This is a genomic window from Inquilinus sp. 2KB_23, from assembly GCF_052115705.1.
In the GTDB taxonomy this organism is placed as follows: domain Bacteria; phylum Pseudomonadota; class Alphaproteobacteria; order DSM-16000; family Inquilinaceae; genus Inquilinus; species Inquilinus ginsengisoli_A.
This window is the reverse complement of the sequence record NZ_JBFRHF010000017.1, coordinates 1-26402: the sequence shown is the minus strand read 5'-3', so window position 1 is coordinate 26402 and position 26402 is coordinate 1. Positions and strand designations below refer to the sequence as shown.

Sequence of the window (26402 nt, the reverse complement as noted above, 5' to 3'; positions counted from 1 at the left end):
TGTCGCGAGCGGGGGCGCCCGACCTATCTAGGGCTTGCCCTGCCATCCGTCACCCCCGGGCGATGTCGCGGCCCTCGCGCGGTGACCGGCGGGTTCGTTTCCATCCCGATTTCCGGAAAGCCCGTAATCTTCCATCAAGGACAGTAAGGCTGTCCGGTTTGCCGTTGCTTTCTGTCGCCGCGGCCTCCCGGCCGATTGTCCAGAACGCGAAAGAAGATTACCTTTTTGCAGCAGCCGGACTGAAACCGGCCGCCTTCGGGAGGCGTCGATGACGGCAGTGGCCCTTGCACCCGTGAGCCTCGAGGACAAGTACGCCCTCGACTCCGGCCGCATCTATCTCACCGGCATCCAGGCGCTGGTCCGCCTGCCCCTGATGCAGCGTCAGCGCGATGCTGCGGCGGGGCTGGACACCGCCTGCTTCATCTCCGGCTACCGCGGTTCGCCGCTCGGCGGCTACGACCAGGCGCTGTGGTCGGCGCGCAAGTTCCTGCAGAAGCAGCACATCGAATTCCAGCCCGGGGTCAACGAGGACCTCGGCGCCACTGCGGTCTGGGGCAGCCAGCAGGTCGGGCTGTGGCCCGGCGCCAAGCATGACGGCGTGTTCGGCATCTGGTACGGCAAGGGCCCCGGGGTCGACCGCACCGGCGACGTGCTGAAGCACGCCAACTTCGCCGGCACCTCGAAATACGGCGGCGTCCTGGCCCTGGCCGGCGACGACCATGCCTGCAAGTCCTCCACCGTGCCGCACCAGTCCGAGCACGCCTTCATCGCCCATATGATGCCGGTGCTGAACCCATCGAACGTCCAGGAGATCCTGGACTACGGCCTCTACGGCTGGGCGATGAGCCGCTATTCCGGCCTGTGGGTCGGCTTCAAAACCATCGCCGAGAACGTCGACAGCTCGGCCTCGGTCCATGTCGATCCGAACCGCGTCGGCATCGTGCTGCCCGAAGATTTCGCCATGCCTGCGGGCGGGCTGAACATCCGCTGGCCCGACCCTCCGATGGTGCAGGAGGAGCGGCTGATGCGCGACAAGCTGTACGCAGCACTCGCCTTCGCCCGCGCCAACAAGCTCGACCACCTGGTCTATGACAGCGGCCGCCACCGCTTCGGCATCGTCACCACCGGCAAATCCTATCTCGATGTGCGCCAGGCGCTGGACGACCTCGGCATCGACCGGGCGCTGGCGGCGGAGCTCGGCATCTGCATCTACAAGGTCGGCATGCCCTGGCCGCTGGAGCCCAGCGGCGTGCGCGCCTTCGCCGAAGGCCTCGACGAGCTGATCGTGGTCGAGGAGAAGCGGGCGCTGATCGAGAACCAGCTGAAGGAACAGCTGTACAACTGGCGGGCGGACAAGCGGCCGGTGATCGTCGGCAAGTTCGACGAGGGCCGCGACTGGATCCTGCCCTCGACCGGCGAGCTGACCCCGGCCCAGATCGCCGTGGTCATCGGCAAGCGGCTCTTGAAGTACCTCAACCACACCGGCCTGGCCGAGCGGGTGCGCTATCTCGAGGAGCGCGAGGGCCAGAAGAAGATCGTCAAGGCCGCGGTCGACCGGGTGCCGTATTTCTGCTCCGGCTGCCCGCACAACACCTCGACCCGGGTGCCCGAGGGCAGCCGGGCGCTGGCCGGCATCGGCTGTCACTACATGGCGACCTGGATGCCGGACCGGAAGGCCGAGACCTTCAGCCAGATGGGCGGCGAGGGCGCTGCCTGGATCGGCCAGGCGCGCTTCACCGAGACCAAGCACGTCTTCGTCAATCTCGGCGACGGCACCTATTTCCACTCCGGCAGCCTGGCGATCCGCGCCGCACTCGCGGCCGGGGTCAACGTCACTTACAAGATCCTGTTCAACGACGCCGTGGCCATGACCGGCGGCCAGCCGGTCGACGGCACCATCAGCGTGCCGATGATCGCGGCCCAGCTGGCGGCCGAGGGCGTCAAGACCATGGTGGTGGTCACCGACCGGCCCGAGATCTACGGCGGGGCCGGGATGCCGAGCAAGCTGCTGCCCCACGGCGTGCCGGTCGAGCATCGCGACGAGCTGGACCACGTCCAGCAGCGGCTGCGCGACACGCCCGGCGTCTCGGTGATGATCTACGACCAGACCTGCGCCGCCGAGAAGCGCCGTCGCCGCAAGCGCGGCCTGATGGAGGACCCGGCCCGGCGGGTCTTCATCAACGAGGCGGTGTGCGAGGGCTGCGGCGACTGCTCGAAGGTGTCGAACTGCCTGTCGGTGGTGCCGGTCGAGACCGAATTCGGCCGCAAGCGCGCGATCGACCAGTCCAGCTGCAACAAGGACTTCTCCTGCGTCAACGGCTTCTGCCCATCCTTCGTCTCGGTGCTGGGCGGAAGCCCGCGCAAGCCGAAGCCGGCCGCCCAGGGCGCGGCCGACCTGTTCCCGGTGCTGCCGGAGCCTGACCTGCCGTCGCTCGACCAGCCCTACGGCATCATGATCACCGGCATCGGCGGCACCGGCGTCATCACCATCGGCGCGCTGCTCGGCATGGCCGCGCATCTCGAAGGCAAGGGCGTCTCGGTGCTCGACCAGGCCGGCCTGGCCCAGAAGGGCGGGGCGGTGGTCAGCCATGTCCGCGTCGCCCGGACGCCGGAGGACATCCACGCCGTGCGCATCGCCGCCGGCGGCGCCCGGCTGATGCTGGGCTGCGACCTGGTGGTCGCGGCCTCGGGCGAGGCGCAGTCGAAGATCCATCCCGGCCTGACCCGCCAGGTGGTGAACAGCAACGAGGCCATCACCGGCGCCTTCACCCAGAACCCGGACTTCGTCATCCCCGGCAAGGCGATGCTCGACACCGTGGCCAAGAACGGCGGCGACCCCGCTCTGCTCGACACCGTCGACGCCACCCGGATCGCCACGGCGCTGCTCGGCGACAGCATCGCCACCAACCTGTTCATGCTCGGCTACGCCTGGCAGAAGGGGCTGGTGCCGGTGTCGCACGAGGCGCTGGAGAAGGCGATCGAGCTGAACGGCACCGCCGTTCCGATGAACAAGGCCGCGTTCCTGTGGGGCCGCCGCGCCGCCCACGACCTTGCCCGGGTCGAGCGCCTGGTGGCGCCGGCGCCGGACGCGGTGCGCAAGCTGTCGCGGACGCTGGACGAGGTGCTGGCCCGCCGGGTCGAGCAGCTGACCGCCTACCAGGACGCCGCCTATGCCGCACGCTTCACCACGCTGGTCGGCAAGGTGCGGGCGGCCGAGGCCAAGTTCGGCCGCGAGGATCTGACCGACGCGGTGGCGCGCAACTACTACAAGCTGCTGGCCTACAAGGACGAGTACGAGGTCGCCCGGCTCTACACCGACGGCACCTTCCTGAAGCAGCTCGAGGCCCAGTTCGAGGGCGACTACAAGCTGCAGTTCCACCTGGCGCCGCCGTCCTTCTCCGAGAAGGACCCGGAGACCGGGCACCTCAAGAAGCGCACCTTCGGCCCCTGGATGCTGAAGGCCTTCAGGCTGCTGGCGCGGATGAAGCGGCTGCGCGGCACCGCCCTCGACCCGTTCGGCCGCACCGCCGAGCGCAAGGGCGAGCGGCAGCTGATCGCCGATTACGAGGCGGTGGTCGAGGAGCTGCTGGCCCGGCTCGGCCCGGACACCCATGCGGTCTGCGTCGCCCTCGCCCGGGTGCCGGAGCAGATCCGCGGCTATGGCCACATCAAGGACGAGGCCCTTGCCAAGGCCAAGGCGCGCGAGGCGGAACTGCTGGCCTCGCTGCGCACCCCGGCGGCGCCGAAGCTGGCGGCGGAGTAGGCCGGGGCGGACCGGCTGTCCGTGCCCGCCAAGGAAAGGACATGAATCCGACTATGCTGCTGGTGGGCCGGAGACTCCGCCGGCTCGTGTGACCGGACCATTCCCATGCCCGATGACCACCAGCTCGCCGGCCTGATCGGCCAGACCTACGACGCCGCCATCGGCGACGAGGATTGGACCCGGGTGCTCGACCGGCTGCTGGGGCTGTTCGACGCCCGCACCGGGTTGCTGGCCCGATCCTTCGTGCCGATGCACGACCTGGTCATCATCGGCATCGACGAGGCCTGCATCCCGCAGTATCGCGCGCATTACCAGCAGCGCGATCCGATCCGCCCGATGATGCCGGCGCCTGATGGTTCGGTCTTCACCAATTTCATGCTGGTGCCGGAAGCGGCCTACATGCGGTCCGAGTTCTACAGCGACATGCTGGCGCCCCGGGACATGCATGCCGGCCTCTTCTGGATGGATCCCGCCGGCAGCGACCGCACCGACACGCTGTCGATGTGGCGGCCGCGGTCCCGGCCCGCCTGGGACGAGGCGCAGGTCCGGGCCCTGCGCGCGATCGCGCCGCATCTGCGCCGGGCCATGGGCATCGAGCGGCGCATTGCCGGCGCGGCGGCGAGGCGCACCGCCGTGCGGTTGGCGCGGGGGCCGTCGCCGCTGACCCGGCGCGAGCGCGAATGTCTGGCCCGAGTGGCCCGCGGCGTGTCGAGCAAGGGCATCGCTCGCGAGCTCGACCTGTCGACCTACACCATCAACGAATATGTCGAATCGGCGATGCGCAAGCTGCGGGCGTCCAGCCGCACCGAGGCGGTCGCCACCGCCATGGTCCTCGGCCTGCTCGACACCTGACGGCGCCTGCGAGGTTCACGCTCCAGGAAACCTGTCAAGGTCCCCTGTTTTGAGGGGTTGCCCGGGTCGCGGCCGGCCTGAGATCCTGGACGCATGTCATCAACGGGCTGGGGCCGCCGCCTGCGGGCGCGGCGTTTCCTCGATCTGCCGGAGCAATCCGCCGAAGCGGCGCAAGGCCTGCCGGATGGGCATGGCCTCGCTCTCGAAGCCCAGCAGCAGCTTCGCCTCGCTGCCGAGAAAGGCCGCGCCGACGAGGCAGGCGACCTCGGCCGGCGAAAACGGCCCGAGGCCGCCGAGGCTTTCGCCAGCCTCCCTGGCCAGCGCATTCAGGAGGGCGTACCAGCCGCGCAGGCTGCGGCGCACGGCTTCGGCAATCTCCGGGTCCGACCAGCCGGCCGCCATCATGTCCTGCAGGATGCGCACATAACCGGACGACAGATCCTCATCGAGAAAGTCGCAGGCCCGCTCCCACCGGCGCCACAGGGGCATCGGCTCGGCGAACGTCGCCGACTGGCGCTCCAGCAGGCGCTCGTTCAGGTGGTCGAGCAGCGCCAGCACCAGGCCTTGCTTGGATTTGAAATGATAGTGGATCTGGCTGAGCGGCACGCCCGCGGTCTCGGCCACGGTCCGGGTCGACAGGGCGGCATGGCCGTCGCGGCGCAGGCAGGTCTCCGCCGCCGCCAGCAGCTCCTGGCGCGTGTCGCGCTTTCCCGGCTTCGAGGCCACGGCGTCATCACCGGATCCACGCGTCATGCGGGGCGGCCGGAGCCGGCAAGGGGACGCGTCGGATGGCCCATGATCTGCTCTCCCTGGCCGAAACGATGAACCCGCATCCTAAAGTCGGTCGGTCGATCGATCAAACTGATGCCTCGCTTCAACCGAGACGTTTTGTGCGAATTTCGGTCGGTCGACCGAATTATCGAGCCCAGGGCCCGGTCGGGCCATGGGACATTTCAACCACAGGAGGACAGCCATGGCCGGCATAGCCGCGCTTCTCTACGGCATCGTCGCCTACGCGATCTTTCTCGGCACCCTGCTCTACGCGATCGGGTTCGTCGGCAACCAGGTGGTGCCGAAGTCGATCGACACCGGGGCAGGGGGGCCACTGCTCGAGAGCCTGGTGGTGGACACCCTGCTGCTCGGGCTGTTCGCCGTGCAGCACAGCGTCATGGCGCGGCAGGGCTTCAAGCGCTGGTGGACGCGGTTCGTGCCCAAGTCGATCGAGCGCAGCACCTATGTGCTCCTCGCCAGCCTCGTGCTGCTGCTGCTGTACTGGCAGTGGCGGCCGATGCCCGATCCGGTCTGGACGGTGCAGGATCCGGTCGCCGTGGCGGTGCTCCACGGCATCTTCTGGCTCGGCTGGGCCCTGCTGGTGCTCAGCACCTTCCTGATCAGCCATTTCGAGCTGTTCGGGCTGACCCAGGTGTTCGCGCGGCTGCTGGGCCGGGACCTGCCGGCCCCAAGGTTCCACACGCCGTTCCTCTACCGGCATGTCCGCCACCCGCTCTATCTCGGCTTCCTGCTCGCCTTCTGGGCCACCCCGGCGATGACGGTCGGCCACCTGCTGTTCTCGGTGGCGACCACGGGCTACATCCTGATCGCGATCCAGCTGGAAGAGCGCGACCTGATCGGGCTGTTCGGCGACCAGTACCGCCGCTACCGCCAGCAGGTCGGCATGCTGCTGCCATGGCCGGGCCGCAGGGCCGGCGCGCGCGACCGCACTCCCCTCTGACTGGGACAGCCCGGCCATGGCGGCGTCATCGTCGTTTCAGGCGCCGCCGAGGTGCTCGACCAGGATCCGGGCACCGACCAGGACCAGGCCGAAACCGCCCAGGATCTCGGCCAGCCGTCCCAGCCGGGCGCCGGCGCCGCGGCCCAGCCCGAAGCCCAGCAGGCACATGGCGAAGGTGACGGCGCCGATGGTCAGGCTGGCGGTCCAGATGTCGATCCGGACGAAGGCCAGGCTGACCCCGACCGCGGTCGCGTCGATGCTGGTAGCGATGCCGGCGACGGCCAGCGCCGCCAGGCTCGACCGCCGGTCCGGCGCCGGGCCAGTCCCCGGCCGCAGCCCATGCCAGGCCATGCGGCCGCCGACCAGGCCGAGCAGGACGAAGGCGACCCAGTGGTCGACCGCCGCCACCGCCTCGGCGAAGGCGATGCCCAGCGCCCAGCCCAGCAGCGGCATCACCAGCTCGAACCCGCCCAGCACGGCGCCGACCCGCACGGCCTCGGCGGCCTGGGCGCGCACCGGAATGCTGCGCGCCGCGGCGCCCTTGCCGATCGCGGCGGCGAAGGCGTCCATCGACAGGCTGACGGCGAGGCCGAGGGTGGTGGCAAGGGGCACGGCGGTGTTCCAGAAGCGGGCAAGGGGCTCTGCATAGGCCCCCGGAATCGATGGGTCAACGGCGCAAGTCTTTGGTTCGTAACGGATATTTCGATCGTGCTGCAGAGTGCAGCCGAGGCTGAATCCTGTGCCTCGGTGGTGCGTCTGCGCCGCGCTTGCGGATGCCGTGGGGCCATGGCAGAAGGCGGATCCAGCCGGAAGGAAAGGTCCCCATGGCCGACGCCGTCACGCGACCGCGCGGATCGCCGCTCGAAGTCCTGCTGGTCTTCCTCCGGCTCGGCCTGACCTCCTTCGGCGGCCCGATCGCCCATCTCGGCTATTTCCGCGACGCCGTCGTGGTGCGGCGGCGCTGGCTGGACGAGGCGGCCTATGCCGATCTCGTCGCCCTCTGCCAGTTCCTGCCCGGCCCGGCTTCCAGCCAGGCCGGCATGGCCATCGGCCTGCACCGCGCGGGGCTGGCCGGCGCGCTGTGCGCCTGGCTCGGCTTCACCCTGCCATCGGCCGCGGCCATGATCCTGTTCGCCTACGGCACGGATTGGGTGGGCGTGGGCGGCGCCTGGCTGCACGGGCTGAAGGTGGTCGCGGTCGCCGTCGTCGCCCAGGCGGTCTGGGGCATGGCGCGCAGCCTGTGCCCGGACCGTGGGCGGGCCAGCGTCGCGGTGGCGGCGGCGCTGCTGGCGCTGCTGGTGCCGACCGTCTTCGGCCAGGTCGGCGCCATCCTCATCGGCGGGCTGGTCGGCTGGCGGCTGCTGCCGGCCGGCGCGACCGGCGGGGCTGGGGCACCGCTGGCCGGCGACGTCGGGCGGCCCGTCGCGGTCGCCTGCCTGATGCTGTTCGTCCTGCTGCTGGCCGGCCTGCCGCTGCTCGCCGCCGCGACCGGCAGCCCGTCGCTGCTGCTGTTCGACAGCTTCTACCGCACTGGGTCGCTGGTGTTCGGCGGCGGCCATGTCGTGCTGCCGCTGCTGCAGGCCGAGCTGGTGCCGCCCGGCTGGGTGGCGCCGGATCGCTTCCTGGCCGGCTACGGCGCGGCCCAGGCGGTGCCGGGACCGCTGTTCACCTTCGCCGCCTATCTCGGCGCCGCAGCCGGGATCGGGCCGGGGGGCTGGCGCGGCGGGCTGCTGTGCCTCGGCGCGATCTTCCTGCCGTCCTTCCTGCTGGTGGTCGGCGTCCTGCCGTTCTGGGAAGGGCTGCGCCGGCGCGGCGCGGTGCAATCGGCGCTGCGTGGCGTCAATGCCGCGGTGGTCGGCCTGCTGCTCGCCGCGCTCTACACCCCGGTGTGGACCAGCGCGGTCCTGGCGCCGGCGGATTTCGCCCTGGCGCTGGTCGCCTTCCTGGCCCTGGCGCTGTGGGCGGTGCCGCCCTGGCTGGTGGTGCTGCTGGGCGCCGTGGCGGCGGAGGGGCTGGCGCGGTCCTGAGGTCGGCCGACCGACTCAGCCGCGCGGCCGGGGCCGCGGCTCGGGGGCCTCGAACTGGGCGGTCAGCCAGGCCAGGAACACCCGGATCGCCGGCAGGTCGATCCGGCGCGGGTCGCACAGCACGCACCATTGCCCGTCGGCCGCGATCCGGGTCGGGAAGGGGCGGACCAGGGTGCCGTCGCGGACATGCTGGGACGACAGCACGTCGCTGGCCAGCACCATGCCGCCGCCATGCAGCGCCACGTCGATGGCGACGCTGATGTCGGAGAAGTGCATCTGCCGGCCGGCCGCGGGCGGCTTCACTCCGGCGGCGGCGAACCAGCGCCGCCATTCGGTGCCGTCGTCCTGGTGCAGCAGCGGCACCTCGCCCAGCGCCGCCGGGTCGGGGATGACGCCGCCGCGGTCGCCGAACAGCCGTGGGCTGCAGGCCGGCGACAGCGCGACCTCGGCCAGGACCCGTGACCATCGCCCCGGCCAGGGGCCGCTGCCGAAGGCGATGCCGATATCGGCCTCCGCCGCTGCGACGGCGTCGTTGTCGACGACCCGGACGGTGCATTCGATCGCCGGATGGCTGCGCGCGAACTCCGCCAGGCGCGGCGCCAGCCATTTGCTGGCGAACATCGGCGGCGCGCCGATCGCCAGCGGGCCCGCCGCCTCGCCGGCACGGGACGCCAGCTCCGCCGCCGCGGCCGCCATGGTCTCCAGGCTGTCATGCACCGTGCGGTGGAATTCCCGCCCGGCATTGGTCAGGACGACGCGCCGGCCGCGGCGTTCGAACAGCGCGAAGCCGACCGCCGCCTCAAGCCTGCGCATCTGGTGGCTGACCGCGCTGTCGGTCAGATGCAGGGCCTGCGCCGCCCGGGCGAAGCTCTCATGCCGCGCGGCCAGGTCGAAGGTCCGCAGCGGGCCGAGGGGAAGCCGCTGCATGGCGCGCCCTTCATGACATCAGTTCATCCATTTCCTGATATTTGATCATTTCATGTCAAGTCCCGGTCACGATACCGTTGCCGCAATCACCGGACGCAGCAAGACGGCCGGATCAGCAGCGGGGCGAAATCATGGGATGCGCGATGCGAAAGATGGCAGCCGCCGGGATCGTCCTGGCGGCCACCCTGTCGACCGGGGCCAGCCTGTCGGCGGCGGAGCTGCGGCTGGGCGCGGCGGGGCCCTTCACCGGGCCTGAGGCCTCGTTCGGCGAACAGATGGCCAGCGGCGCCGAGCTGGCGGTGGCGGACCTCAACGCCAAGGGCGGCATCCTCGGCCGCCATGTCACGCTCGAACTCGGCGACGACCAGTGCGATCCGCGCCAGGCGGTCAGCGTCGCCAACGACCTTGCCGGCCGCGACGTGGCGGCGGTGGTCGGGCATTTCTGCTCGTCATCCTCGATCCCGGCCGCCGCGGTCTATCACGACAGCGGCATCCCGATGATCACCCCGGCCTCGACCAACCCAGCGCTGACCGACGACGCGGCGGCCAAGGGCTGGCAGGAAATCTTCCGGGTCTGCGGCCGCGACGACGCCCAGGGCGCGGTCTCCGGCCGCTACCTCGCGGCGCATTTCAAGAAAGTCGCGATCGTCCATGACCGCTCCGCCTTCGGCACCGGCGTGGCCGAGGAGACGCAGAAGGCGATGGCCGCCGCCGGGCTGCAGGCCGTGGTGTCGGAGAGCATCAACCAGGGCGAGCGCGACTTTTCCGCCGTCGTCAGCAAGCTGAAGAACGCGGGCGTCGAGGCGGTGTATTACGGCGGCTACCAGACCGAGGCCGGGCTGCTGATCCGGCAGGCGCGCGAGCAGGGGCTGACTGCCGTCTTTGTCGCCAGCGACGGCATCCTGGCCGACGACTTCTGGGCGATCGCCGGCGATGCCGCCGCCGGCACGCTGATGACCCATCCGCCCGACCCGCGCAGCAACCCCGCCGGCAAGGCTGTCGTCGAGGCGCTGAAGGCACGGGGCAAGAGCCCGGATGGTTTCGCCCTCTACAGCTATGCCGCCTTCCAGGTGCTGGCCCAGGCCGCCGAGACCGCGGGCGGCGCCGACCCGGCCGCGATCGTCAAGGGGCTGCGCAGCGGCAGGCCGTTCGACACCGTGATCGGCACCATCCGCTTCGACGTCAAGGGCGACGTCATCGACCCGTCCTACGTCATGTACGCGTGGCGCGACGGCACCTATGCCGAGCTGAACTGACCGGCCCTTCCCGAAACCGGAGCTTGTCCATGTCCGCACCGATCGATCCCGGCCTGATGCCGCCCGGCCTCGTGGTCAACACCATGAAGGGCGACCCGGCCGAGCACCGCGCCGGCAGCTGGCTGGAGTGGGACGGGCGCTGGGACGGGCTGCAGGCGGCGCTGCTGGGCATCCCGTTCGACGGCGCCTCGGTGGTCCGCACCGGCTCGCGCCACGGGCCGGACGCCGTGCGCCGGTCGATGATGTACTACACCACCTACAGCAGCGGCGACGGCCGGGCGATGACCGGGTTCCGCGCCGCCGATGTCGGCGACGTCGCCACCGTCATCACCGACCTGCCGGGCAGCCACGACCGGATCACCACGGCGATCGCGGCGCTGGTCGGCCGCGGCATCGTGCCGGTGTCGATCGGCGGCGACCATTCGATCTCCTTCCCGATCATCCGCGGCGTGGTGCAGGGGCTGGGGGCCGGCAAGCGGCTGGGCGTGATCCATTTCGACGCCCATCACGATCTGCGCAAGGCGCATCTCGGCGCCGAATCCAGCGGCGTGCCGTTCCGCAAGTCGCTGGAACTGCTGGACGGCGCCCTGTCCGGGCGCAACCTGGTGCAGATCGGCATGGCGGAATTCGCCAACTCGCCCCAGCTCGCCGGCTATGCGGCGGAGCAGGGGGTGACGGTGATCCCGGCGCTCGAGGTCCGGCGCCGCGGCATGGCCGAGGTGGTGGAGCAGGCGCTGGCCCTGGCGACCGATGGGGTCGACGCGCTCTACGTCTCGGTCGACATCGACTGCATCGACCAGAGCCAGGCGCCCGGCACCGCGGCGCCCAACCCCGGCGGGCTGGACGCGCGCGACGTGCAGGATGCGCTGCGCCGGATCGGCAGCCATCCGAAGACGGTCGGCTTCGACCTGGTCGAGATCGCGCCGCCCTTCGACCATGACGACATCACCGGCCGCACCGGCGCCGCCCTGGTGCTCAACGTCCTGTTCGGGCTGGCCGGCCGGCCCGGCTGACGCTCTGGTTCAGTGAAACAGCAGCCAGATGACGATGAGCAGGGGGATCGGGATCCCGAGCAGCCAGAGCAGGATGTATCTCACGGGGCCATCTCCGGTGGTTCGGCGGCCGCCGTCGCCGGCGGCCTCTAAGCACCGGAACGGGGGCTCCGCAGCTTCGGTTCCGCCGTGGTTTCCTGGTGCATCCGCTCGTCGCGCACCCGGCTGAGATAGTCGGCCAGGGTGCGGCCGGAGACCGGCTGGAACCGCTCCTCCAGCTGCTCCATCGTCTCGATCCGGTCGAGGCGGAAGCTGCGGAAGTCCTGGCGCAGCTCACACCAGCCGGTGGCGGTCCAGCGATTGCCCCAGAAGAACAGGCCCAGCGGATGGATGATCCGCTCGCTGGTCGCGTCGGGCGCGCTGTAGTGCAGCCGCATCTTCCAGCGCTCGGCGATCGCGGTGCGGAACGGCTCCAGCAGCTCCACCGGATAGGGCCGCTGGCTGGGCGCGTGCATCGGCGCCTCGTCGAGCGAGGCGGCGCTGGCCTCCGGCAGCACGCCGGAGATCTTGCGGGCGGCCGAGGCGGCGGCGCGGGCCAGGGCCGGGTCGGTCCAGGCCCCGACCATGCGGGCGCCCAGGCTCAGCGCCAGCAGCTCCTCGGCGGTGAACTGCACCGCCGGCGGAGTGAAGCCACGGCGCAGCCGGTAGCCGACGCCGGCCTCGCCGTCGATCGGCGTGCCGCTGGCCAGCAGGTCGGCCATGTCGCGATAGATCGTGCGCTCCGACACCTCCAGCGCCTCGGCCAGCTGCAGCGCGGTGACCAGGGCGCGGCCCCGCATCAGCAGCAGGATCTGGATCAGGCGGTCGGCGCGGCGCATCGGCGGGGACGGTCAGGCGGAGCGGCAGAGCGGGGGGCAGGCCGGCGGGTCTTCGATCACCGCTTGGCGGTCGCAGGGCCACACGTTGGCCGCCCCGGCGGCGATCCGGGCGCCGGCCCGGTCGCGCCAGCGGATGATGTCGCCGAACCCACCCGCGATGCTGACGCAGGAGTCCGGCGCGGCATCCGCGCTCACGGTCTCGACCGCCATGCCGGGCCGGGCGCGAAAGAACACCAATTCGGTCACGAATGCCATCGCTTCCACTCCTCTGCCGACCCACGCTGCGCAGCGTCGATGGCAGAACAATACGCTACCCCTCCTGACAACATGGTGTCAGGAGGGATTCACCAAAAAAGGGATGGGGCGGCGACGCCCCATCCTGCATCAGACCTGGATCACGACACGCTGAGCTTGCGCACCGCCTGGCGGAAGGTGGCCCGGGAGTCGTCGATCGCCTTGCGTGCCTTGGCCAGGTCGGCGCCGGTCTTCTCCAGCTCGCTCTCGCTGTCGTTCAGCTTGCCGATGTAGCGCTGGAACAGGTCGCTGTCCTTCGGCACGGCGCCGAGGTTGTCGCGCAGCCGCGCCTGCTCCTCGCCGATCTCGGACTGGCGCTGCTCCAGCCGCTCCGCCTCGGCCTCGTGGTCGTGGATGGTGGCCAGCTGCCCGGCCAGGCCCGACAGCGCCTTGCGCACCTTGTCCGGAACCGTGGTGGCCGAGGCCCAATAGCCGATCTGGTCGTCGGCATCGGCGCTCAGGTCGATGGTCTGGGCCGAGGGCTGTTCCTGCGTCACCGTCACCGTCTCGGTCTTGCCGGCCGCCACGGTGCGGCGGATGCGGTACTGGCCGCCGACGATCTCGACCTTGCCCTTGTCCGGCTCGGTCAGGGTCCAGCCCTCGAAGCGCGGCGTCTCCAGCAGCACCGTGCGGTCCTCGCCGGCGGCGCCGGTGACGGCGTAGGTGGTGGTGCTGCGCTGGGTGGTGGTGATCTCCAGCACGCCGTCGACGATGCGGGCCCGGGCCAGCGTGTCGTCGCGCTTGTCCTCGCGATCGACCATCACCTTCTGGTCGACGGCGAAGCTGACCAGCCGGTTCTCGCCGGTCGGCAGCGCGCCCAGCCGGGCGTCGCCGACATAGGTGACCACGCCCTGCGCGCCGCGTTCGTACAGCGTCAGCACGCCCGGGGGCAGGCCGGTCTCGCCGTCGTTCTTGAGGTCGACCGAAGCCAGCGGATGCTTCGGCTCGGTGTCCGGCAGGTACAGGTCGACCCGGTTGGCCGGGATCTCGCGGTTGACGATCGGCACCAGCAGCGAATGGCCGGCGGCAACGGTCACCGGCTCGGGCAGGTGGAAGGTGACCTGGGTCGCGCTCTCGCCCGACTCGGCCGCGGTCAGCTGGGCGTATTGCCGGGGCGCGTCCACGACCTGGTCCGCATATCCATCCGCACCACCGACCGGCGTGGCCGTCGCCCGCTGCATCATCATCATCGGCGCGGGCGGCGGCGCGGGCGCGATCTCAGCGGCGCCGTTGCCGAGGGATTTGCTGTCGAGGTCGCGGGCCCGCTCGTCGACTGGCGGCAGCACCCGGCCCAGCACCTCGACCGGCACGTCGGGGCGGGAGACGTAGTAGCTCTGGTACAGCGCCTGGCGGAAGGTGACGGGGTTGCCGGACACCACGGTCAGGTCGACGCCCTCCCAATCGGTGCCGCTCATGTTCTCCAGCACCGCCCAGCCCTGCAGGGCGGCCTTGTCCGCCTTCGGGTCGGCGGCCAGGGTCAGGCGGTAGCTGGTCTTCCACAAGGGCGCGCCGACGACATAGCCGACGCGCAGCGTGCGGTCGCCGCTGCCGGTCGAGCGGATGGCGAAGGTGCGCCGGTCCTTGGCCGAATCCCGGGCCAGGGCGGCCAGGGCGGCATCCAGCTTGGCCTGCAGCGCCGGGTCGGCGAATTGCAGCCCGTCGGCCTCCTCCAGGATGAACTGGCGCACGCCGCCCGCGGTCATCAGGCTGACCCGGTGGCGGGTGATCTCGGCGCCGTCCTTGGTCGCCGACTTCTCCTCCACCACCGACAGGATGCGGCCGTCGACGGCGCGGGCACCCTCGACCTTGACCTCGGCGCCGCGCAGCGCGTTCAGCAGGTCGGCCGGTGAGGACAGCGCCTCGGGGCCGAACGGCATCTCGCGGAAGGCGGCGGCCAGCGGCTCGCGCCCGGGCAGGCTGATCTCGCCGACCCCGCCCTTGTCGTCATAGACGACGATGCTTTTCATCACGTCGTCGACCTGGTCGAGCGGCACGGCGAGGTCCAGCGTCTCGTTGCCGCTGACCTTGGCCTCGTATTCGAAATAGCCGACGCCGCCGGTCGACAGCAGCACGCGCTTCAGCGCCAGCGAATCGGCGGCGAAGGCGGGAACGGCCAGCATCGCCACGGCCGCGGCAGCCGCAGGCAGGGCAAGGCGGATCGGTGTCATGCAAGTCCCCTCATGGTCGGTCACGTGGCCCGACCATGGGGGGCGATCGTGGCGAAGCCGCGGCCATCTGTCGCCAAGCGTGGCGGAAAGGTGCCGGTTCAGTCGAACGGCCAGCCATTGTTGTTGTTGTTGCGCCGGCCCCCGCCGCGGCTGCAATCGGCCGTGTCGGTGCCGTCGGTGCAGCGGTTGGTGCCGCCGTAGCGGCCTTCGTCGCAGACGCCGTTATAGGCGCGGCGGCAGCTGTTCGGGCCGTGGTCGCGGTCCCGGCTGGAATAGCCGCGGCAATCGGCGGTGTCGGTGCCGTCGTCGCATTTGTTGGTGCCGCCGTAGCGGCCCTCGTCGCAGACCCCGTTATAGGCGCGGCGGCAGCTGTTGCTGCGGTCGTTGCGGTCGCCGCGATAGCGGTCGTCGATCCGGGTGTAGCCGCCGTCGCGATAGTTGCTGCCATCGTAATAGCCGCTGTCGGCGTAGCCGCCGCCATTGCCGTAATACCCGTCCTGCGGCACGCAGGCGATGGCGCCGACTGCGGCGGCGGTGAGGACGAGGGTGCGCAGGAAGGTGGACAAGGGGTGGTTCCTCGAAGGCGTTTCTGTCCGGCCGCGATCCTTTGCAGGGCGGCGGTGCGGACTCAAGGCACAACCCCCCGTCCGGGTTCCGTTGTTTCAGATGGAAGGATCGCGGACAGCACCTCTCGCGGAGGCGGCGGCCGGCGGCTCGCCGATACCGCCCCCTGCCGTCGCTGGACCAACTCTGCGGCCGGCGTGGCCGGCGGCGGGTGGAGACAGGATCCGGCTAATTGCCGAACAGGCCGCCGAACGGCTGGTCATCATTGTTGTTGCGGCGGCTGTAGCCACCCTGCTGTCCACCGCGACAATCGGCGGTGTCGGTGCCGTCGTCGCATTTGTTGGTGCCGCCGTACTGGCCTTCGTCGCAGACCCCGTTGAAGGCCCGGCGGCAGCTGTTGCCGCGGTCTTGATCCTGATTGCGACCGGCATAGCGCTGGCAGTCATTGGTGTCAGTGCCGTCGTCGCATCGGTTCGAGCCGCCATAGCGGCCTTCGTCGCATTCGCCGTTGTTGGCGCGGCGGCAGGAATTGGCGTTGCGATCGCGCTGGCTGGTTTGATAGCCACCGCCATTGCCGTAACCGGAGTTGCCGTTGTAGCCGCCATCCTGGGGCACGCAGGCGATGGCGCCGACGGCGATGGCGGTGAGGGCGAGGGTACGCAAGAAGGTCGACACGGAGAGTCCTCCAGACCGTTTCTGCGCGACGTCCAACCCCGATCACTCAAAGCGAGACGGCGTGTGATGACCCAATGGGCAATCCCCGCTTTCGGTTCCTCTGTTTCAGGTGGAAGGATCGTTGCCAGTGGGCACGGCCTGTTGCATGGTCGCTCGTTGCGTCGCCGCGGGGAAAAACTTGCGGATCCATCGCCGGGAACGCGAAGGGAGAACGATCCATGCGGATAGGTGTGTTGCGGGAGCGGCGGGATGGGGAGCGCCGTGTGGCGGCGACGGCGGACAGCGTGAAGAAGCTGGTGGGCCTGGGCGCTACGGTGGTGGTGGAGTCGGGCGCGGGGCTGGGCAGTGCGGTGACGGACGAGGCGTACCGGTCGGCGGGGGCCGAGGTGGTGCCGGACGCGGCGGCGGCGCTGGCGGGCGCGGATGTGGTGCTGAAGGTGCGGCGTCCGTTGCGGGCGGGGGAGGGCGAGCTGGACGAGCTGTCGCTGATCCCGCGCGGCGCGACGCTGATCGGCATCCTGGAGCCCTATGACGACGCGGAGAGCCTGACGGCCTATGCCGCGGGCGGGATCGAGAGCTTTGCCTTGGAGCTGGTGCCGCGGATCACGCGGGCGCAGTCGATGGACGTGCTGTCGAGCCAGGCGAACCTGGCGGGGTATCGGGCGGTGCTGGAGGCGGCGTCGGTGTTCGGGCGTGCGTTCCCGATGATGATGACGGCGGCGGGCACGGTGCCGCCGGCGCGGGTGCTGGTGATGGGCGCGGGCGTGGCCGGCCTGCAGGCGATCGCGACGGCGCGTCGGCTGGGGGCGGTGGTGTCGGCGACCGATGTGCGTCCGGCGGCGAAGGAACAGGTGCAGTCGCTCGGCGCCAGCTTCGTGGCGGTGGAGGACGAGGAGTTCAAGGCGGCCGAGACGGCGGGCGGCTACGCCAAGGAGATGTCGGCGGAATACCGGGCGAAGCAGGCGGCGCTGATCGCGGAGACGGTGAAGAAGCAGGACATCGTGATCTGCACCGCGCTGATCCCGGGGCGCAAGGCGCCGGTCCTGGTGGACGAGGCGATGGTGCGGTCGATGAAGCCGGGCTCGGTGATCGTGGACCTGGCGGCGGAGCGGGGCGGCAACTGCGCCCTGACCCGGCCGGGCGAGGTCGTCGAGGACCAGGGCGTGACCATCGTCGGGCACCGGAACGTGCCGGGGCGGATCGCGACGGATGCGTCGGCGCTGTACGCCCGCAACCTGGTGGCGTTCCTGACGCCGCTGGTCGACAAGGAGAGCAAGGCGCTGAAGGTGGACGGGACGGATGCGATCGTGACGGCGACGCGGCTGACCTCGGGGGGCCGGGTGGTGCATCCGGGCTTCGGCGGCAGCGCCGAGCAGGCGGCGTAAGGGAGAGCGGGATCATGGCGGCGGACGGGATCGCGCAAGGCGCGGAAGGCTTGGCGACGGCGGCACGGGCGCTGTCGGACCAGGCGCAGGCCCTGGCGGCACAGGCGCATGCGGCGGCGGCCAGCGTTCCGGCGGAGGGCCAAGGGTTCTTCCTGACCGGTCTGACGGTGTTCGCGCTGGCGTGCTTCGTCGGCTACTACGTGGTGTGGCGGGTGACGCCGGCGCTGCATTCGCCCCTGATGAGCGTGACCAACGCGATCTCGTCGGTGATCGTGGTGGGGGCGCTGATCGCGGCGGGCCCCGCGGTGATCGGGGCGTCGAGCCTGCTGGGGGCGCTGGCGGTGCTGCTGGCGTCGGTGAACATCTTCGGGGGCTTCCTGGTGACGCGGCGGATGCTGGCGATGTACCGGAAGAAAGCTTAGGGCCGTCAGGCCATCCAGAGACATCGGCCCTGAGACGGCCTCCGAGACTGAGGGGATAGAGGCATGACGAGCCTGGCGGTGCTGGCCTATCTGGTGGCGGCGATCTGCTTCATCATGGCGCTGCGGGGCCTGTCGAGCCCGGTGACGAGCCGTGTGGGGAACCTGTACGGCATGGTGGGGATGGCGATCGCGGTGGCGACGACGCTGATCCTGCTGCCGCAGGTTCGGAACTACTGGCTGATCGTGCCGGCGATCGCGATCGGCGGCGGCATCGGSTAYGTGGTGGCGCAGCGGATCAAGATGACGGCSYTGCCGCAGCTGGTGGCGGCGTTCCACAGCYTGGTGGGYCTGGCGGCGGTGTGCGTGGCGGCGGCGGCGTTCCTCGACCCCGAAGCGTATGCGATCGGGACCAAGGGCGCGATCCATGTCGGCAGCCTGATCGAGATGTCGCTGGGGGCGGCGATCGGSGCGATCACCTTCACCGGGTCGCTGGTGGCGTTCGCGAAGCTGCAGGGKCTGGTGACGGGCAAGCCGCTGGTGTTCCCGCTGCAGCACCCGATCAACGCGGCGCTGGGCRTCCTGATCGTGCTGCTGATCGTGTGGATGTGCGTCGGCCAGTCCGGCGCGGCGTTCGCGCTCTTGATCCTGGTGGCGCTGGCCCTGGGCTTCCTCTTGATCCTGCCGATCGGCGGGGCGGACATGCCGGTGGTGGTGTCGATGCTGAACAGCTATTCCGGCTGGGCGGCGGCGGGCATCGGCTTCACGCTGCAGAACAACCTSTTGATCATCACCGGTGCGCTGGTGGGCTCGTCGGGCGCGATCCTCAGCTACATCATGTGCAAGGGGATGAACCGCTCGATCATCAACGTGATCCTGGGCGGGTTCGGCGGCGATGCGGCAGGGGCATCCGCCGCGGGTCCGGCGGGCGACCGCGCGGTGAAGCAGGGGTCGGCGGAGGACGCGTCCTTCGTGATGAAGAATGCGCGGTCGGTGATCATCGTGCCGGGCTACGGCATGGCGGTGGCGCAGGCGCAGCACGCGCTGCGGGAGATGTCGGACCTSYTGAAGAAGGAGGGGGTGGAGGTGCGCTACGCGATCCACCCGGTGGCGGGCCGGATGCCGGGGCACATGAACGTGCTGCTGGCGGAGGCCAATGTGCCCTACGACGAGGTGTTCGAGCTCGAGGAGATCAACCGGGACTTCGCGCAGGCGGATGTGGCGTTCGTGATCGGGGCGAACGACGTGACCAACCCGGCGGCGAAGACGGACCCGGCGAGCCCGATCTACGGGATGCCGATCCTGGATGTGGAGAACGCCAAGACGGTCTTGTTCGTCAAACGCTCGATGGCGTCGGGCTATGCCGGCGTCGAGAACGAGCTGTTCTTCCGCGACAACACCCTGATGCTGTTCGGCGACGCCAAGAAGATGTGCGAGGACATCGCCAAGTCCCTCGCCGCCTGACGCAAGGCCGCCGCCTCATTCCATTCCTGTCATGCCAGGGCTCGACCGTGGCATCCAGGGGCAGCCAGAGCGGTTCTCCGTGGCCCCTGGATTGCCCGGTCAAGCCGGGCAATGACAGGAAGGGGACAGGGCAGAAGCAAGGCAACCCATTCGGCGCCTGACGCCGCAAACCGTTTCCTCCCGACTGGGCCGTGTCACCGCGTGGCACGGCCATTTTTTGCGTTGCAACATAAAATTCCGCGAACCGGTCATCAAAAAGAAGTTCGCATCGTCTTTCTCGTCTTGCCGGACCGATTCTTCTGGTATACAAAATTCTAAATTCAGTCGACCAAAGAGCCTCAAGGCCGGTCGCACGATCTGGGACGGAACGCATGCTGGTGGATGGGGTGACGCTCGATGTCGCGCCGCTGGCCGAGAAGGCCAGCTACAAGGCCAAGGCCTATCAGGCCCTGCGTGACGCCATCGTGCGCATGAACATCTACGGCCACAGCCGCCCGATCCGGATCGACGAGCGGCAGCTGTGCGAGGCGCTCGGCATCAGCCGGACGCCGGTGCGCGAGGCGATCGCGCTGCTGGAGCAGGAGGGCCTGGTCCGGTCGATGCCGCGGCGCGGGGTGTTCGTGGTCCGCAAGACCAAGGACGAGATCCGCGAGCTGATCATCGTCTGGGCCGCGTTGGAGGGCATGGCCGCCCGGCTCGCCGCCGGCCAGGCCACGACGGCCGAGATCCAGGGCCTGCGGGCGATGATCGCGGGCCAGGCGGCCGACGCCGAGTCACCCGACCGCTTCGCGGCGGCCAACATCGATTTCCATCAGGCGCTGATCCGCCTCGGCGGCTGCGCCCTGATCACCGAGATGACCGAGACCCTGTTCCTGCACATCCGCGCCATCCGCTGGACCCTGATCGGGCGGCCGGAGCGGGCCGAGCGGTCGGTGGCGGACCACGCCACCATCGTCGAGGCGCTGGCGCGGCGCGACGGGGATCTTGCCGAGACGCTGGTCCGAAATCATGCCCTCGACCTGTCGCGGTCGATCGAGCGGCACGGACACGGCTTAGAATGACCGCGCCGGGGCCAAAAGGCACCGCGCATCCTAAGGCTGGTGAAGGGAGCAGGCTCAAATGCCCGATACTGCAGTGAAGGAAGCCGCCACGACGGAGGAGGTCATCTCCGGCGGGCACCTCGTGGCCAAGGCCCTCAAGGCCGAGGGGATCGATACCATCTTCACCCTGTGCGGTGGCCATATCATCGACATCTATGATGGCTGCCTGGACGAGGGCATCCGCATCATCGATGTCCGGCACGAGCAGGTCGCGGCCCATGCCGCCGACGGCTATGCCCGCGTCACCGGCAAGCCCGGCTGCGCCGTGGTCACCGCCGGCCCCGGCACCACCGACGCCATCACCGGCGTCGCCAACGCCTTCCGCGCCGAGAGCCCGTTCCTGCTGATCGGCGGCCAGGGCGCGCTCGACCAGCACAAGATGGGGTCGCTGCAGGACCTGCCGCATGTCGACATGATGCGGTCGATCACCAAGTTCGCCGCCAATGTGGTGACCACCGAGCGTGTCGCCGACATGTGCTCGATGGCCTTCCGCGAGGCCTTCGCCGGCGCCCCCGGCCCGGTCTATCTCGAGATCGGCCGCGACATCCTCGACGGCCATGTCCCGGTCAAGAAGGCGGTGTTCCCGAAGGCCGGCCAGTACCGCTGGTCAACCAAGAGCATCGGCGACCCGCGCGACATCGAGAAGCTGGCCGACATCCTGGTCCACGCCAAGAAGCCCTGCGTGCTGCTGGGCCAGCAGGTCTGGACCTGCCGGGCGGCCGAGGACGCGATCAACTTCGTCCGCACCCTCAACATCCCGGCCTTCATGAACGGTGCTGGCCGCGGCACCCTGCCGCCGGGCGACCCGCACCACTTCCAGCAGACCCGGCGCTACGCCTTCGACAACGCCGACGTGATCCTGATCGTCGGCACGCCCTTCGACTTCCGCATGGGCTACGGCAAGCGCCTCGGCCGCAACGCCACGGTGGTGCAGATCGACCTCGACTACCGCACCGTCGGCAAGAACCGCGACGTCTCGCTCGGCCTGGTCGGCGATTGCGGCGCCATCTTCGCCGCGGTCACCCAGGCCACCTCCGGCCGGGTCGACAACGGCGCCAAGGGCCGCGAGAGCTGGCTCGAGGAGCTGCGGGTCGAGGAGGCGAAGATGGAGGCGGCGCGGCTGCCGAAGCTGCGCTCCGACGCCTCGCCGATCCACCCGCTGCGCCTAGCCTATGAGCTGAACGAGTTCCTGACCGAGAACACCGTCTATATCGGCGACGGCGGCGACGTCGTCACCTTCTCCGGCGGCGTGGTCAAGCCGCGCGCCCCGGGCCATTGGATGGATCCGGGCCCCCTCGGCACCCTCGGCGTCGGTGTGCCCTTCGCCATGGCGTCGAAGGTGGCGCAGCCGGAGAAGGAGGTGCTCTGCCTGTTCGGCGACGGCACCTTCAGCCTGACCGGCTGGGACTTCGAGACCATGGTGCGGTTCGACCTGCCCTTCATCGGCGTGGTCGGCAACAACTCGCACATGAACCAGATCCGCTACGGCCAGATCCAGAAATACGGGCCGGAGAAGGGCAATGTCGGCAACAAGCTCGGCGACGTCCAATACTCCAAATTCGCCCAGATGCTGGGCGGCTATGGCGAGGAGGTCCATGAGGCCAGCCAGATCCGCCCGGCGCTGGAACGCGCCCGGGAATCGGGCAAGCCGTCGCTGATCAATGTGTGGATCGACCCCGACGCCTACGCCCCGGGGACCATGAACCAGACCATGTACAAGTAGCCGGGTCGCGGGCGCGGGCCATTCAAGTCCGCCCGCGTCCGCCCCTTCGCCGCCAAGAAACACGGGAGAGAGACCATGGGTAAGGCCCTGGATGGGGTGCGCGTTCTCGACATGACCCACGTGCAGTCGGGACCCTCGGCGACGCAGATCCTGGCGTGGTTCGGGGCCGATGTGATCAAGGTCGAGATGCCGGGACGCGGCGACATCACCCGCTCGCAGCTGCGCGACAAGTCGAATGTCGACAGCCTCTATTTCACGATGCTGAACAGCAACAAGCGCAGCATCACCATCAACATGAAGTCGCCGCAGGGCCAGGATGCCTTCATCAAGCTGCTCGAGCAGTCCGACGTGCTGATCGAGAATTTCGGCCCCGGCGTGCTCGACCGGCAGGGATTTCCGTGGGAGCGGATCCAGGAGATCAACCCGCGGGTGATCTACGCCTCGGTCAAGGGCTTCGGCCCCGGCCCCTATGTCGACTGCAAGGCCTATGAGACGGTGGCCCAGGCGATGGGCGGGTCGATGAGCACCACCGGCTGGCTCGACGGCCCGCCGACCTCGACCGGCGCGCAGATCGGCGACAGCGGCACCGGCATGCACCTGGTCGCCGGCGTGCTGGCGGCGCTGCTGCAGCGGACCCAGACCGGCAAGGGCCAGCGGGTCGAGGTGGCGATGCAGGACTGCGTCCTCAACCTTGTCCGGGTCAAGATGCGCGACCAGCAGCGCCTCGGCCACGGCCCCTTGCGGGAATATCCGAATGCCGAGTTCGGCGAGGCCGTGCCGCGCTCCGGCAACGCGTCCGGCGGCGGCCAGCCCGGCCAGGCGCTGGTTTGCGCCCCCGGCGGCGAGAACGACTACGCCTATGTCATCATCCAGCCGCAGGGCTGGGCGCCGCTGATGCGCCTGGTCGGCCGCGAGGAGCTGATCGAGGATCCGGCCTATGCCACGCCGGAGGCGCGGCTGAGCCATCTGCCGGATTGCTTCGGCATCATCCAGGCCTGGACCAGCCGGCGCAGCAAGATCGAGGTGATGCAGGCGCTGAACGAGATCGACGTGCCCTGCGGCCCGATCCTGAGCATGAAGGACCTGATCGACGACCGCTCGATGTACGACCGCGGCATGCTGGTCGAGGTGCCGCACCCGGAGCGCGGCAACTACATCCAGGTCGCCTCGCCGATCCGCCTGTCCGACAACGACGTGCCGGTCGAACGCTCGCCGCTGCTGGGCGAGCACACCGAGGAGATCCTGGCCTCGGTCGGCTTCGACGCCGACGCTATCGCCGCGATGCGCACCGCCGGCGCGATTTGAGGAAGGCCTATTGCGTGACCTCTCCCGCCTGGCGGGAGAGGTCGGGCGTCCGCAGGACGACCGGGTGAGGGCTGGCCCAGGCCTCGACAAAATCCCCTCACCCGGAGCCGCTTCGCGTCTCCGACCTCTCCCGCAAGCGGGAGAGGCACTACGAGAAACGACCGATTGATCCGACGGCGCTGCCGTCGACCTGAACCGATTTCGACACCCGACCGGGCAGCCTCAGGTGGGTCCGGTCCTCCCCCACATCCTTTGCTGAGCGAGGACCGCCATGAATGGCCATGTTGACGTCCTGGACGATGCCAGGACGATCGCCCGCAGCATCCTGGAAGTCGTCAAGCGCGAGGGGCGCACCAGCCTGACCGCGCCCGAGGCGCGCGAGCTGTGCGAAGCCTGGCGCATTCCGATCCCGAAGGAGGCGCTGGCGACCACCGCCGACGAGGCCGCCGCCCAGGCCCAGGCGATCGGCTTCCCGGTCGTGCTCAAGATCGTGTCGCCGCAGATCCTGCACAAGACCGAGGCCGGCGGCGTGCTGGTCGGGGTCAAGACCGCCGACGACGTCCGCGCCGGCTTCAAGCGCATCGTCGAGAGCGCCGGCCGCTACGATTCGAAGGCCGAGATCCTCGGCGTCCAGGTCCAGCAGATGCTGGTCGGCGGGCAGGAGGTGATCGTCGGCGCGGTCACCGACCCGAGCTTCGGCAAGCTGGTCGCCTTCGGCCTCGGCGGCGTGCTGGTCGAGGTGCTGAAGGACATCACCTTCCGCCTCGCCCCGGTCGACCGCACCGAGGCGCTGTCGATGCTCGACGGCATCCAGGCCGCCGCGATCCTGAAGGGCGTGCGCGGCGCGGCGCCGGTCGACCGCGAGGCGCTGTCCGACCTGATCGTCAAGGTCTCGCAGCTGGTGGATGCGGTGCCGGAGATCGTCGAGCTCGACCTCAACCCGGTGTTCGCCCGCACCGACGGCGCCATCGCCGCCGATGTCCGCGTCGTCGTCGACTTCGAGCCGAAGGAGGCCCGGCCGCGGCCGTCGAGCGACGAGATCCTGGCCAAGATGAACCGGATCATGCGGCCCGACGCGGTCGCGGTGATCGGCGCCTCGGCCGAGGACGGCAAGATCGGCAATTCGGTGATGAAGAACCTGATCAACGGCGGCTACAAGGGCGCGATCTACCCGATCCACCCCAAGGCCGACGAGATCCTGGGGCTGAAGGCCTACAAGAGCGTCAAGGATGTGCCCGGCGCCATCGACATCGCGGTCTTCGCCATCCCGGCCAAATTCGTGCCCCAGGCGCTGACCGAGGTCGGCGAGAAGAAGATCTCCGGCGCGATCCTGATCCCCTCCGGCTTCGCCGAGACCGGCGACCATGAGGCGCAGGAAGAGATCGTCGCCATCGGCCGCAAATACGACGTCCGGCTGATGGGCCCGAACATCTACGGCTTCTACTACACGCCGAAGAACCTGTGCGCGACCTTCTGCACGCCGTTCGACGTCAAGGGCCGCGCGGCCCTGTCGTCCCAGTCGGGCGGCATCGGCATGGCGATCATCGGCTTCAGCCGGTCGACCAAGATGGGCGTCTCGGCGATCGTCGGCCTGGGCAACAAGTCCGACATCGACGAGGACGACCTGCTGACCTTCTTCGAGCAGGACGATGCGACCGACGTCATCGCCATGCACCTGGAGGACCTGAAGGACGGCCGGGCCTTCGCCGACGTCGCCAAGGTGGTGTCGAAGAAGAAGCCGGTGGTGGTGTTGAAGGCCGGGCGCACCTCGCTCGGGGCGCGGGCGGCCAGCTCGCACACCGGCGCGCTCGCCGGCAACGACAAGGTCTATGACGACGTGCTGCGCCAGTCCGGCGTGATCCGGGCGAAGAGCCTGCAGGACCTGCTGCAGTTCGCCCGGGGCATCCCGGTGCTGCCGACGCCGAAGGGCGAGAACGTGGTCATCATCACCGGCGCCGGCGGCTCGGGCGTGCTGCTGTCCGACGCCTGCGTCGACAACGACCTGTCGCTGATGGCGATGCCGGCGGATCTCGACGCCGCCTTCCGCAAGTTCATCCCGCCCTTCGGTGCCGCCGGCAACCCGGTCGACATCACCGGCGGCGAACCGCCGACCACCTACCGCAACACCGTCAAGCTGGGGCTGGAGGATGACCGCATCCACGCGCTGATCCTCGGCTACTGGCACACCATCATCACCCCGCCGATGGTGTTCGCGAAGGTGATTACCGAGGTGGTGGACGAGATGCGGGCCAAGGGCATCAACAAGCCGATCGTGGCCTCGCTGGCCGGCGACGTCGAGGTCGAGGAGGCGGCGCAGTACCTCTACGACCACGGCATCGTCGCCTACCCGTACTCGACCGAGACCCCGGTCGCGGTGCTGGGCGCGAAGTACCGCTGGGCCCGCGGCGCCGGGCTGCTGTGATCTGACAAGACGAAGGTCGGCCCCGTCCTCGGGCGGGGCCGGCCGAGCGGAAGGGCAGGGCATGAACATCCACGAATATCAGGCGAAGGCGCTGTTGGGACGGTACGGTGTCCCGGTGCCGCGCGGCGGGGTGGCGTACACGCCGGAGGAGGCGGTTCGCGTGGCGGAGGGTCTCGGCGGCGGTGTTTACGTCGTGAAGTCCCAGATCCATGCGGGCGGCCGCGGCAAGGGCCATTTCAAGCAGGATCCGGCGGGCAAGGGCGGCGTCCGGGTGGTGAAGTCGGTCGAGGCGGTGAAGGCCGAGGCCGAGGCGATGCTGGGCCGGACGCTGGTGACGGTGCAGACCGGGCCGGCGGGCAAGGAGGTCGGCCGGGTCTATGTCGAGGAAGGCTGCGACATCGCCCGTGAGCTGTATCTGTCGCTGCTGGTCGACCGCAAGAGCGGCCGGGTGACGGC

22 protein-coding genes are annotated in these 26402 nt (G+C 69.8%); 14 read left to right on the top strand and 8 right to left on the bottom strand.

What is annotated here, in order from left to right:
- Nucleotides 1-268: 268 nt before the first annotated feature.
- Both AB4112_RS21290 and AB4112_RS21285 read left to right on the top strand, forming a co-directional pair.
- Complete coding sequence (locus AB4112_RS21290) at nucleotides 269-3763, top strand: indolepyruvate ferredoxin oxidoreductase family protein (RefSeq protein WP_309801297.1); 3495 nt, start codon at nucleotides 269-271, stop codon at nucleotides 3761-3763.
- Nucleotides 3764-3868: 105 nt separating this feature from the next.
- On the top strand, nucleotides 3869-4615 hold the full coding sequence (locus tag AB4112_RS21285; RefSeq protein WP_441722886.1) for a helix-turn-helix transcriptional regulator: 747 nt from the start codon (nucleotides 3869-3871) through the stop codon (nucleotides 4613-4615).
- 99 nt (nucleotides 4616-4714) lie between these two features.
- On the opposite strand, the gene AB4112_RS21280 is transcribed toward AB4112_RS21285, so the two are convergent.
- Nucleotides 4715-5368, bottom strand: a complete 654-nt coding sequence (locus AB4112_RS21280; RefSeq protein WP_309801300.1) for a TetR/AcrR family transcriptional regulator — start codon at nucleotides 5366-5368, stop codon at nucleotides 4715-4717.
- 220 nt (nucleotides 5369-5588) lie between these two features.
- On the opposite strand from AB4112_RS21280, the gene mddA reads away from it, so the two are divergent.
- Complete coding sequence (gene mddA / locus AB4112_RS21275; protein WP_441722883.1) at nucleotides 5589-6347, top strand: methanethiol S-methyltransferase; 759 nt, start codon at nucleotides 5589-5591, stop codon at nucleotides 6345-6347.
- 36 nt (nucleotides 6348-6383) lie between these two features.
- Here mddA and AB4112_RS21270 read toward each other — a convergent pair whose 3' ends face one another.
- Entirely contained in the window at nucleotides 6384-6959 is a 576-nt protein-coding gene (locus AB4112_RS21270) for a manganese efflux pump MntP (protein WP_441722881.1), read from the bottom strand.
- A gap of 212 nt (nucleotides 6960-7171) precedes the next feature.
- Between AB4112_RS21270 and chrA the strand changes: the two genes are divergently transcribed.
- A complete protein-coding gene (gene chrA / locus AB4112_RS21265; RefSeq protein WP_441722879.1) occupies nucleotides 7172-8374 on the top strand; it encodes a chromate efflux transporter in 1203 nt (400 codons plus the stop codon).
- Nucleotides 8375-8389: 15 nt separating this feature from the next.
- On the opposite strand, the gene AB4112_RS21260 is transcribed toward chrA, so the two are convergent.
- On the bottom strand, nucleotides 8390-9301 hold the full coding sequence (locus AB4112_RS21260) for a LysR substrate-binding domain-containing protein (RefSeq protein WP_309801304.1): 912 nt from the start codon (nucleotides 9299-9301) through the stop codon (nucleotides 8390-8392).
- A 143-nt stretch (nucleotides 9302-9444) separates the two neighbouring features.
- Between AB4112_RS21260 and AB4112_RS21255 the strand changes: the two genes are divergently transcribed.
- Nucleotides 9445-10557 (top strand): branched-chain amino acid ABC transporter substrate-binding protein, encoded by a 1113-nt coding sequence (locus AB4112_RS21255; RefSeq protein WP_441722876.1) that lies wholly within the window; start codon nucleotides 9445-9447, stop codon nucleotides 10555-10557.
- A gap of 29 nt (nucleotides 10558-10586) precedes the next feature.
- Entirely contained in the window at nucleotides 10587-11570 is a 984-nt protein-coding gene (locus tag AB4112_RS21250) for an agmatinase family protein (RefSeq protein ID WP_441722874.1), read from the top strand.
- 128 nt (nucleotides 11571-11698) lie between these two features.
- On the opposite strand, the gene AB4112_RS21245 is transcribed toward AB4112_RS21250, so the two are convergent.
- From AB4112_RS21245 to AB4112_RS21225, 5 genes are all read right to left on the bottom strand, one after another.
- Nucleotides 11699-12427 carry a helix-turn-helix transcriptional regulator gene (locus AB4112_RS21245; protein WP_309801308.1) on the bottom strand — a complete coding sequence of 243 codons (729 nt, stop codon included), beginning with the start codon at nucleotides 12425-12427 and terminating at the stop codon, nucleotides 11699-11701.
- 12 nt (nucleotides 12428-12439) lie between these two features.
- On the bottom strand, nucleotides 12440-12682 hold the full coding sequence (locus AB4112_RS21240) for a hypothetical protein (RefSeq protein ID WP_309801310.1): 243 nt from the start codon (nucleotides 12680-12682) through the stop codon (nucleotides 12440-12442).
- 140 nt (nucleotides 12683-12822) lie between these two features.
- Nucleotides 12823-14889 carry a DUF4139 domain-containing protein gene (locus tag AB4112_RS21235; protein ID WP_309801313.1) on the bottom strand — a complete coding sequence of 689 codons (2067 nt, stop codon included), beginning with the start codon at nucleotides 14887-14889 and terminating at the stop codon, nucleotides 12823-12825.
- Between the two features lie 98 nt (nucleotides 14890-14987).
- A complete protein-coding gene (locus tag AB4112_RS21230; protein ID WP_309801314.1) occupies nucleotides 14988-15455 on the bottom strand; it encodes a hypothetical protein in 468 nt (155 codons plus the stop codon).
- A gap of 226 nt (nucleotides 15456-15681) precedes the next feature.
- Nucleotides 15682-16128: a hypothetical protein gene (locus AB4112_RS21225; protein ID WP_309801316.1), complete on the bottom strand. Its 447-nt coding sequence runs from the start codon at nucleotides 16126-16128 to the stop codon at nucleotides 15682-15684.
- Nucleotides 16129-16346: 218 nt separating this feature from the next.
- On the opposite strand from AB4112_RS21225, the gene AB4112_RS21220 reads away from it, so the two are divergent.
- The 8 genes from AB4112_RS21220 to AB4112_RS21185 form a co-directional block, all read left to right on the top strand.
- Nucleotides 16347-17513 carry a Re/Si-specific NAD(P)(+) transhydrogenase subunit alpha gene (locus AB4112_RS21220; RefSeq protein WP_441722870.1) on the top strand — a complete coding sequence of 389 codons (1167 nt, stop codon included), beginning with the start codon at nucleotides 16347-16349 and terminating at the stop codon, nucleotides 17511-17513.
- 14 nt (nucleotides 17514-17527) lie between these two features.
- Complete coding sequence (locus tag AB4112_RS21215) at nucleotides 17528-17935, top strand: NAD(P) transhydrogenase subunit alpha (protein WP_441722868.1); 408 nt, start codon at nucleotides 17528-17530, stop codon at nucleotides 17933-17935.
- A gap of 63 nt (nucleotides 17936-17998) precedes the next feature.
- Complete coding sequence (locus AB4112_RS21210) at nucleotides 17999-19396, top strand: NAD(P)(+) transhydrogenase (Re/Si-specific) subunit beta (RefSeq protein ID WP_441722866.1); 1398 nt, start codon at nucleotides 17999-18001, stop codon at nucleotides 19394-19396.
- A 371-nt stretch (nucleotides 19397-19767) separates the two neighbouring features.
- Nucleotides 19768-20457, top strand: a complete 690-nt coding sequence (locus AB4112_RS21205) for a GntR family transcriptional regulator (RefSeq protein WP_441722864.1) — start codon at nucleotides 19768-19770, stop codon at nucleotides 20455-20457.
- Between the two features lie 58 nt (nucleotides 20458-20515).
- Nucleotides 20516-22219 (top strand): thiamine pyrophosphate-binding protein, encoded by a 1704-nt coding sequence (locus tag AB4112_RS21200; RefSeq protein WP_309801842.1) that lies wholly within the window; start codon nucleotides 20516-20518, stop codon nucleotides 22217-22219.
- A 75-nt stretch (nucleotides 22220-22294) separates the two neighbouring features.
- Nucleotides 22295-23524 (top strand): formyl-CoA transferase, encoded by a 1230-nt coding sequence (gene frc / locus AB4112_RS21195; RefSeq protein ID WP_309801841.1) that lies wholly within the window; start codon nucleotides 22295-22297, stop codon nucleotides 23522-23524.
- A gap of 271 nt (nucleotides 23525-23795) precedes the next feature.
- Nucleotides 23796-25946, top strand: a complete 2151-nt coding sequence (locus AB4112_RS21190; protein WP_309801839.1) for an acetate--CoA ligase family protein — start codon at nucleotides 23796-23798, stop codon at nucleotides 25944-25946.
- Between the two features lie 61 nt (nucleotides 25947-26007).
- The coding region (locus tag AB4112_RS21185; protein ID WP_441722861.1) for an ATP-grasp domain-containing protein at nucleotides 26008-26402 on the top strand (395 nt) is incomplete at its 3' end.

Bases quoted from the DNA above. Each gene is read 5' to 3' on its own strand.
- AB4112_RS21255 (WP_441722876.1), top strand. From the start codon at position 9,445: ATGCGAAAGATGGCAGCCGCCGGGATCGTCCTGGCGGCCACCCTGTCG.
- AB4112_RS21290 (WP_309801297.1), top strand. From the start codon at position 269: ATGACGGCAGTGGCCCTTGCACCCGTGAGCCTCGAGGACAAGTACGCC.
- AB4112_RS21240 (WP_309801310.1), bottom strand. From the start codon at position 12,682: ATGGCATTCGTGACCGAATTGGTGTTCTTTCGCGCCCGGCCCGGCATG.
- AB4112_RS21285 (WP_441722886.1), top strand. From the start codon at position 3,869: ATGCCCGATGACCACCAGCTCGCCGGCCTGATCGGCCAGACCTACGAC.
- AB4112_RS21235 (WP_309801313.1), bottom strand. From the start codon at position 14,889: ATGACACCGATCCGCCTTGCCCTGCCTGCGGCTGCCGCGGCCGTGGCG.
- AB4112_RS21215 (WP_441722868.1), top strand. From the start codon at position 17,528: ATGGCGGCGGACGGGATCGCGCAAGGCGCGGAAGGCTTGGCGACGGCG.
- AB4112_RS21280 (WP_309801300.1), bottom strand. From the start codon at position 5,368: ATGACGCGTGGATCCGGTGATGACGCCGTGGCCTCGAAGCCGGGAAAG.
- AB4112_RS21250 (WP_441722874.1), top strand. From the start codon at position 10,587: ATGTCCGCACCGATCGATCCCGGCCTGATGCCGCCCGGCCTCGTGGTC.
- AB4112_RS21200 (WP_309801842.1), top strand. From the start codon at position 20,516: ATGCCCGATACTGCAGTGAAGGAAGCCGCCACGACGGAGGAGGTCATC.
- AB4112_RS21260 (WP_309801304.1), bottom strand. From the start codon at position 9,301: ATGCAGCGGCTTCCCCTCGGCCCGCTGCGGACCTTCGACCTGGCCGCG.
- mddA (WP_441722883.1), top strand. From the start codon at position 5,589: ATGGCCGGCATAGCCGCGCTTCTCTACGGCATCGTCGCCTACGCGATC.
- frc (WP_309801841.1), top strand. From the start codon at position 22,295: ATGGGTAAGGCCCTGGATGGGGTGCGCGTTCTCGACATGACCCACGTG.
- AB4112_RS21190 (WP_309801839.1), top strand. From the start codon at position 23,796: ATGAATGGCCATGTTGACGTCCTGGACGATGCCAGGACGATCGCCCGC.
- AB4112_RS21205 (WP_441722864.1), top strand. From the start codon at position 19,768: ATGCTGGTGGATGGGGTGACGCTCGATGTCGCGCCGCTGGCCGAGAAG.
- chrA (WP_441722879.1), top strand. From the start codon at position 7,172: ATGGCCGACGCCGTCACGCGACCGCGCGGATCGCCGCTCGAAGTCCTG.
- AB4112_RS21245 (WP_309801308.1), bottom strand. From the start codon at position 12,427: ATGCGCCGCGCCGACCGCCTGATCCAGATCCTGCTGCTGATGCGGGGC.
- AB4112_RS21220 (WP_441722870.1), top strand. From the start codon at position 16,347: ATGCGGATAGGTGTGTTGCGGGAGCGGCGGGATGGGGAGCGCCGTGTG.